Annotated in this window: 6 protein-coding genes; 5 read left to right on the top strand and 1 reads right to left on the bottom strand. The window is 69.1% G+C overall.

The window, feature by feature from the left end:
* The first annotated feature begins 201 nt into the window (after positions 1-201).
* Positions 202-1557: a dicarboxylate/amino acid:cation symporter gene (locus Q0066_RS10065; RefSeq protein WP_298132515.1), complete on the top strand. Its 1356-nt coding sequence runs from the start codon at positions 202-204 to the stop codon at positions 1555-1557.
* A gap of 159 nt (positions 1558-1716) precedes the next feature.
* Here the strand turns inward: Q0066_RS10065 and Q0066_RS10060 are convergent, their stop codons facing one another.
* Positions 1717-2499 carry an NAD(P)-binding domain-containing protein gene (locus tag Q0066_RS10060; protein ID WP_298132513.1) on the bottom strand — a complete coding sequence of 261 codons (783 nt, stop codon included), beginning with the start codon at positions 2497-2499 and terminating at the stop codon, positions 1717-1719.
* Between the two features lie 266 nt (positions 2500-2765).
* Between Q0066_RS10060 and rpsA the strand changes: the two genes are divergently transcribed.
* The 4 genes from rpsA to Q0066_RS10040 all read left to right on the top strand — a co-directional run bounded on the left by rpsA (position 2766) and on the right by Q0066_RS10040 (position 7129).
* A complete protein-coding gene (rpsA, locus tag Q0066_RS10055) occupies positions 2766-4223 on the top strand; it encodes a 30S ribosomal protein S1 (RefSeq protein WP_298132511.1) in 1458 nt (485 codons plus the stop codon).
* Positions 4224-4383: 160 nt separating this feature from the next.
* Positions 4384-5052 carry a dephospho-CoA kinase gene (gene coaE, locus Q0066_RS10050; protein ID WP_298132509.1) on the top strand — a complete coding sequence of 223 codons (669 nt, stop codon included), beginning with the start codon at positions 4384-4386 and terminating at the stop codon, positions 5050-5052.
* Entirely contained in the window at positions 5049-5780 is a 732-nt protein-coding gene (locus Q0066_RS10045; protein WP_298132507.1) for a hypothetical protein, read from the top strand. The genes coaE and Q0066_RS10045 overlap by 4 nt, the downstream gene beginning before the upstream one ends.
* Before the next feature lie 179 nt (positions 5781-5959).
* Positions 5960-7129: a PrsW family glutamic-type intramembrane protease gene (locus Q0066_RS10040; RefSeq protein ID WP_298132505.1), complete on the top strand. Its 1170-nt coding sequence runs from the start codon at positions 5960-5962 to the stop codon at positions 7127-7129.
* Positions 7130-7232: the final 103 nt, after the last annotated feature.

Here is a 7232-nt window from a genome sequence, read left to right as displayed (position 1 = left end):
ATCCTCGCCGGATCGGGAATAGGCCTCGGCACGTGCCGGTTGTCGCCCAGTGGAAAGGACGTATCTACATGCCGCTGTTGTGGAGTTGCCGGGTGGTCGACCACCGCCTGGACGCCAGCTGCCTGTGTTGATGCGCGGTTGAGCGGACGTTCCCGCACGCCCCCGTCCTGAAACCCCCGAACCCGAAAGGCTTCATCAACCATGTCCTCATCCGCATCGGCGGCCGCTCCGGCGCGCCCCAGATTCCCGTTCTGGGCCCAGGTCCTGACCGGCCTCGGGGCCGGCATCGTGCTGGGTTTCCTGGCCCGGAGCCTCAGCCTCGGCTGGCTGACCGAAACCATGGCCACGGTCGGCACCATCTTCGTCCAGCTGCTCCGCGTGCTGGTGGTCCCGCTGGTCCTGACCGCGCTCATCGTCTCGATCACCCAGCTGCGCAAGGTCACCAACGCCGCCCGGCTCGCCGTCCAGACGCTGCTCTGGTTCGCCATCACCGCACTCGTCTCGGTGCTGATCGGCATCACGCTCGGACTGCTCACCAACCCGGGTGCGAACGCCTCCATCAACACCTCCGGCGCCGAGGCCGTCGCGACCCAGGGCAGCTGGCTCGACTTCCTCAAGTCGCTGGTGCCCGGCAACATCCTCGGCCTCGAGGTCAGCAGCAAGGCCACCGAAGCCGCCGGCAGCATCGCGGTGACCAGCTCGCTGTCGTTCAACGTGCTGCAGCTCGTGGTCATCGGCATCGCGCTGGGCGCTGCCGCGCTGGCCGCGGGTGAGAAGGCAGCCCCGTTCATCGGCTTCGCCGAGAGTGTGCTCGCGGTATCGCAGAAGCTGGTCTGGTGGGTGATCAAGCTGGCGCCGATCGGTTCGGCCGCACTGATCGGCAAAGCCGTCGCCAGCTACGGCTGGGACCTGCTCGCCCCGCTCGCGGTCTTCACCGTGGACGTGTACGTGGGCTGCGCCCTGGTGCTGTTCGGCCTGTATCCGCTCCTGCTCAAACTGAACGGGCTGCGCGTCCGGCGGTTCTTCGCCGGTGCCTGGGAGGCGATCGTCTTCGCCTTCGTCTCGCGCTCCTCGATCGGCACCCTGCCGCTCACCCAGAGCGCCGTGACCGACAAGCTCGGAGTATCGCGTGAGTACGCGTCCTTCGCCGTCCCGCTCGGCGCCACCACCAAGATGGACGGCTGCGCCGCCATCTACCCGGCACTGGCCGCGATCACGGTCGCACAGCTGTTCGGCGTGCCGCTCGACATCACCGACTACCTGCTGATCGCCTTCGTCGCCGTGGTCGGCTCGGCCGCCACCGCGGGTCTCACCGGTGCCGTGGTGATGCTCACGCTGACCCTGTCCACGCTCGGACTGCCGCTGGAGGGCGTCGGCCTGCTGCTGGCCATCGACCCGATCCTCGACATGGCCCGGACTGCCACCAACGTGGCGGGACAGGCGCTGGTGCCGACCATCGTCGCCAAGCGCAACGGAATCCTCGACCAGGATCGCTACGACGGTGTCGAGACCTCGACGCCGGTCCGCGCGTCCGAGCCGGAGCCGGCGACGGTCTGATCCCTACCCACCGCTGGTTGAGCTTGTCGAAACCTCTCTTCCTGCCCGTGCGGTGACCAAGAGAACCGTCCCCGGTGACCAGGAGAACCGTCCCCTCGGTCACCGGGGACGGTTCCTTTGGTCACTTCGGGTCTCGACAAGCTCGACCAACGAGGTTGGTCAGCTCGGCGGGATCGTGTCGAGCAGGGCCTCGAGCGCCCGGTCCACCGTGTGAGGGACACCCGCTTCCCGCAGGGCCCGTTCGAAGTGCTCGTTGAGGCCGCCCGGGGTGGCGTGGTGCCGGACCAGCGCGGCGAAATCGCTGTTCGTCGCGAACTCGGCGGTGGCGCCGGCGAACACGGACGCGATCAAGCGCTGCGCGTCGGGCAGTTCGACTCCCTGCCCGGCCAGCCAGGACGAGACCGTCTGCAGGTAGGCGAGATGGGCGGCGACCGTGGCGCTGGCCACCGACACCGCGTCCAGCAGCCGTTCGGATTCCAGCACCATGGAGCCGCCCAGATCGTCGAACAGTCGCTGCGCCGCACTGGCCGGCGGGAACACCGGGGTGAAACCGCGCCGGGTGGCGACCGCGATCCCCGGGATCGCCCGAGAGATCTCGGCCACCGGTCCCACCAGCTCGGCGACCTCGGCCGCCGAGACCGAGGCCATCACGCTGATCACCCGCTGCTCGGACGTGAGCCGCAGCGACGAGAGGGTGTCGCCCGCGTCCTGTGGGCGCAGGCACAGCAGCACCGTGCCGGCGGCGGACGCCGCGGCCTGATTGTCGGCGGCGACCCGAATGGTGGGGTAGCGGGCGGCCAGCCGGGCCGTCCGTTTCCGGCTGCGGGGGGACAGCACCACCGAGGGCGGAGCCGGGGCCTCGCACAAACCGGTCACGATCGCTTCCGCGATCGACCCGACACCGATCACCGCATAGTCTGCGGTGAGATCGCCCTCAGCCATGGCATCCTCCTGATCGTTCATCTCGGAGCCTCGCATATCGGCCCCGGTCGTGTCCCGGACAGGAAGTTCTGCGGAGCCGAATGAAATTGACCCGTTTCGTGCCCGCTCGGTAGTCTGGTAGAGCATCGCAATCTGTGGGCCTACAGACCTAGCAGGTACCGCGCGCCCCATGGATGAAGTTCTCGGGATTCCCCGGCGAAGCGATTCTGAAGGAGCAGGGTTGCGGCGCGCCCACGACGTCCCATCATCAATCGGAGCCCTACTACATGACCTCCTCTCCCGAGGCAGCCCAGATCGCCATCGACGACCTGGGTTCCCCCGAAGCCTTCCTGGCTGCGGTGGATGCAACCATCAAATACTTCAATGACGGCGATATCGTCACCGGAACCGTCGTCAAGGTCGATCGGGACGAGGTCCTGCTCGACATCGGCTACAAGACCGAAGGCGTGATCCCTTCCAAGGAACTCTCCATCAAGCACGACGTCGACCCCTTCGAGGTCGTCGCCGTCGGCGATGAGATCGAGGCCCTGGTCCAGCAGAAGGAGGACAAGGAGGGTCGCCTGATCCTGTCCAAGAAGCGGGCTCAGTACGAGCGCGCCTGGGGCACGATCGAGAAGGTCAAGGAGTCCGACGGCGTCGTCACCGGCAAGGTGATCGAGGTGGTCAAGGGCGGCCTGATCATCGACATCGGTCTGCGTGGCTTCCTGCCCGCGTCGCTGGTCGAGATGCGCCGGGTCCGCGACCTGCAGCCGTACGTCGGGATGGAGCTCGAGGCCAAGATCATCGAGCTGGACAAGAACCGCAACAACGTGGTGCTTTCCCGTCGCGCCTGGCTGGAGCAGACCCAGTCCGAGGTGCGTCACACCTTCCTCAACCAGCTCGCCAAGGGCCAGATCCGCAAGGGCGTCGTCTCGAGCATCGTCAACTTCGGTGCCTTCGTCGACCTGGGCGGCGTGGACGGCCTGGTGCACGTCTCCGAGCTGTCCTGGAAGCACATCGACCATCCCTCCGAGGTGGTCACCGTCGGTGACGAGGTCACCGTCGAGGTGCTGGACGTCGACATGGACCGCGAGCGCGTCTCGCTGTCGCTGAAGGCGACCCAGGAAGATCCGTGGCAGACCTTCGCCCGGACCCACCAGATCGGCCAGATCGTGCCGGGCAAGGTCACCAAGCTGGTGCCCTTCGGCGCGTTCGTCCGTGTCGAGGAGGGCATCGAGGGCCTGGTGCACGTCTCCGAGCTCGCCGAGCGTCACGTGGAGATTCCCGAGCAGGTCGTCTCCGTCAACGACGAGGTCATGGTCAAGATCATCGACATCGATCTCGAGCGTCGCCGGATCTCGCTCTCGCTCAAGCAGGCCAACGAGGGTGTCGACATGCATGCCGACGACTTCGACCCGGCGCTGTACGGCATGAGCGCGTCCTACGACGACCAGGGCAACTACATCTACCCCGAGGGCTTCGATCCCGAGACCCAGGAGTGGAAGCCCGGCTACGAGGAGCAGCAGGCGGCGTGGGAGCGGCAGTACGCCGAGGCCCAGGCCCGCTGGGAGGCTCACAAGCAGCAGGTCAAGGACGCCGAGGCCGCCGGTGTCGAGGCGGCCGTGGCCGAGGCCAGCACCGCCGCGTACTCCGCGGGCAGCACCACCACGACCGAGGCCGAGGGTTCGCTCGCTTCGGACGAGGCGCTGCAGGCGCTGCGCGATCGGTTGACCGGCAACCGCTGAGGTCAGCCCGACCAGTAGTCACTCGACCGGCCCGGTTCCCCCTTGTGGGAGCCGGGCCGGTCGGCGTTCCGGGCTCCGGCGGGACTGCATGGACGCCGCACCTGCCGGGCGGGCATGCTGGCCGGGTGAACAACCAGCCCCACTCGCGAGTTCCGCGCCGATGGTGAACCAGGAGCGACCTGATCTGCTGCTGGTCGGCCTGACCGGCGGGATCGCGTCCGGAAAGTCGGCGGTGGCCGACCGGCTGGCCGAGCTGGGTGCGGTGGTGATCGACGCCGACGTGCTGGCCCGCGAGGTGGTCGAGCCCGGCACGCCCGGTCTGGACGCGATCGTCGAGCGCTTCGGCCCCGGCGTCCTGCGCCCCGCTGCGGACGGCGGCCCGCCGGAACTGGATCGTCCGGCGTTGGGCGCGATCGTCTTCGCCGACCCGGACGCCCGGCGCGATCTGGAAGCGATCGTCCACCCCGCCGTCCGGGCTCGGGCGGTCGAACTCAGCCGGGCCGCGCCGTCCGGCTCGGTCGTGGTGCAGGTCATCCCGCTGCTGGTGGAGACCGGGCAGGCAGACGCTTTCGACCTGGTGGTCGTGGTCGACCTGGACCCCGAGACGCAGCTGGACCGGCTGATGGCCCGCAACGGCCTGACCCGGGAGCAGGCGCTGGCCCGGATCAACGCCCAGGCCGGACGCGCCCAGCGGCTGGCCGCCGCCGACGAGGTGATCGACAACAACGGCACGCCCGCCGAACTGCGGAACACCACCGACGCCCTGTGGCGCCGGCTGAGCGCCGCCTCCCCGCCCCAGCGCCCCTCGCATGGCACCCTGAGGCCGTGAGCACGCCGCCTCCGACCTATGAGAACTACCCGCCGTCCGGCGAGGACCGGGTTCGTTCCGTGGACGACGCGGCCTCGAGTCAGTGGAGTGCGCAGACGGTGGCTCCGCTCGGTCCGCCGCCACCGGCACCCGGGCCCGACCGCCGAGGGTTGCTGTATCTGGTGGGAGGCAGCGTCGCCGGAGTCGCCGTCCTGGCCTTCGCGGCGAGCAACCGGGGCGGTGTCACCGGCGCACCGACCGACTGGACGACGTCGGCTCCCGGACCCGATGACGACGACGATTCCGGGAACGGCGCCGACAACGAGGCCCATGTGGGCGACTACACCGTCTCATGGCCGGACGGCTGGGAGCTCGACACCGGCAGCGACACCCAGCTGGTGCTGACCGGTGGCAGCGCCACGCTCATCTTCCGGGCCTACACCGCCGGCGACGACGTGACCGCCGCCGAGGAAGCCGGACGGCTGCTCAACCGGCATTCGGCGGGCCTCGGCAAGCGCCGCATCGGGGACGCCACGAGCAGCTCCGGATCGGTCGAGAAGGCCTCCGCCGAGGCGTCCGGGGTGCGCGGCGACGGCGTCCGGGTCACCGTCAGCGTGCACGTGGCGATCGATACCGAGAACGACGGCAATGCGCTGGCGGTGATCGCGCTGCTGCCGTCCGGCGTCTCGGCGGGCCGCCGCAAGCAGGTCACCCAGATGCGCCGGGAGTTCCTCGAGCAGCTGGACTGACCAGGGAATTCGCGGCCTGGGCGGCTCCCCGTCCGGATCGGGCCGAAGTCCTGAATCGTGGCGTGAAATCTTGCCAAGAACGTGTATCGCCGGGCGTTTTCGCGGCCCTATGTGTTGAGAGACTGACCCGACGCGGCCCCGGGATCGGGCCGCCCCAACCGACCGGAAGGAATTCAGTCGTGCAGTGCACTCGTTGCCACGCGGACGTACCTGAGGCGGCGCATTACTGTCAGGTGTGCGGGCTGGACGCCCATGCCGACGACGGCGCGCGCAAGGCGTCGTTCGCTGCGAAGCCGAACGAATCCGTAGTGTCCCTCAAGCTTGTCTCCACCATCATGCCGCGCGGTGCCGCCGTGCGGCCGATGACCTATCAATTCGCTCTCGGACTGGCGCTGCTGGCGACGGTGATCGTGGCGGCGACCGGAGCGCTCCCGATCGCGGTGCTGATCGCCGCCTTCGCGATGCCGCTGGTCTACATCGTCTACCTCTACGACGTGAACATGTGGGAGGACGAACCGGTCCTGGTGACCGGCCTCGCCTTCCTGCTCACCGCCGTGCTCGGCGGAGCCTGGACGTGGCTGTGGCTCGCCCTGCGGGGTCCGCTCAGCCCGGCGGCGTCCTGGGGAGACACCGAGACGCTCGCCCCGACCTTCGGCGGCTTCCTGATCGCCGCCCTGCTGGTGCCCGTGGTGGGTGAGGCGATCCGGCAGATCGGCCCGGTCGTGCTCGCCGCCCGGCCCGAGTTCGACGACCTGATGGACGGCCTCACCTTCGGCGTCATCTCCGGCGTCGCGTTCGCCACCGCCGACACCCTGGTCAAGCACTGGCCGCTGATCACCGGCGGCTACGCGGGAGTCTCGGACGCCCCCACCTGGATCTCGCTGTTGGTGCTGGAGGGCTTCGTGAAGCCGCTGCTGATGGGCACCGCCACCGGCATCGCCTGCGCCGAGTTCTCCGGTCTGGGCGAGGGCTATGACGGTTTCAGCCCGCGCTACTTCCGCGGGGTCGCCGAAGCTGTCGGGGCCAACGTGCTGTTCGCCGGCGGGCTCTACCTGCTCGGTTTCCTGGGCAACCCCGTGCTGGGCCTGGTGCTGTCCATCCTGTGGGGGCTGGCGATCCTGGCCGTGCTGATCCTGCGGATCCGGACGGCGTTGCATCGCGGCCTGATGGAGGCCGCGCTCGAATCCACCGCACGGGCACGTTCGGCCGGACCGAACCTCGAGTTCTGCCCGTCGTGCGAGATGCCGCTGCTGCCGTCCGCGCTGTTCTGCTCCAACTGCGGAGTCAGCGTGCGCGCCGCAGGCAAGGCGCCCCACGCCCACGTCGAGAGCACGGAGTCCCAGGCATGAGCGAGAACCAGTACCCCGGACAGGGCGGCCCGCAGTACCCCCAGCAGGGCGGCGGCCAGCAGTTCCCGCAGGGCGGTCAGCCCTACCCGCAACAGGGCCAGCC

The sequence above is a fragment of the Micropruina sp. genome, assembly GCF_027492755.1.
Taxonomy (GTDB): Bacteria; Actinomycetota; Actinomycetes; order Propionibacteriales; family Propionibacteriaceae; genus Micropruina.
The sequence above is the reverse complement of the archived record's forward strand: the minus strand, read 5'-3'. Positions and strand labels throughout refer to the sequence as shown.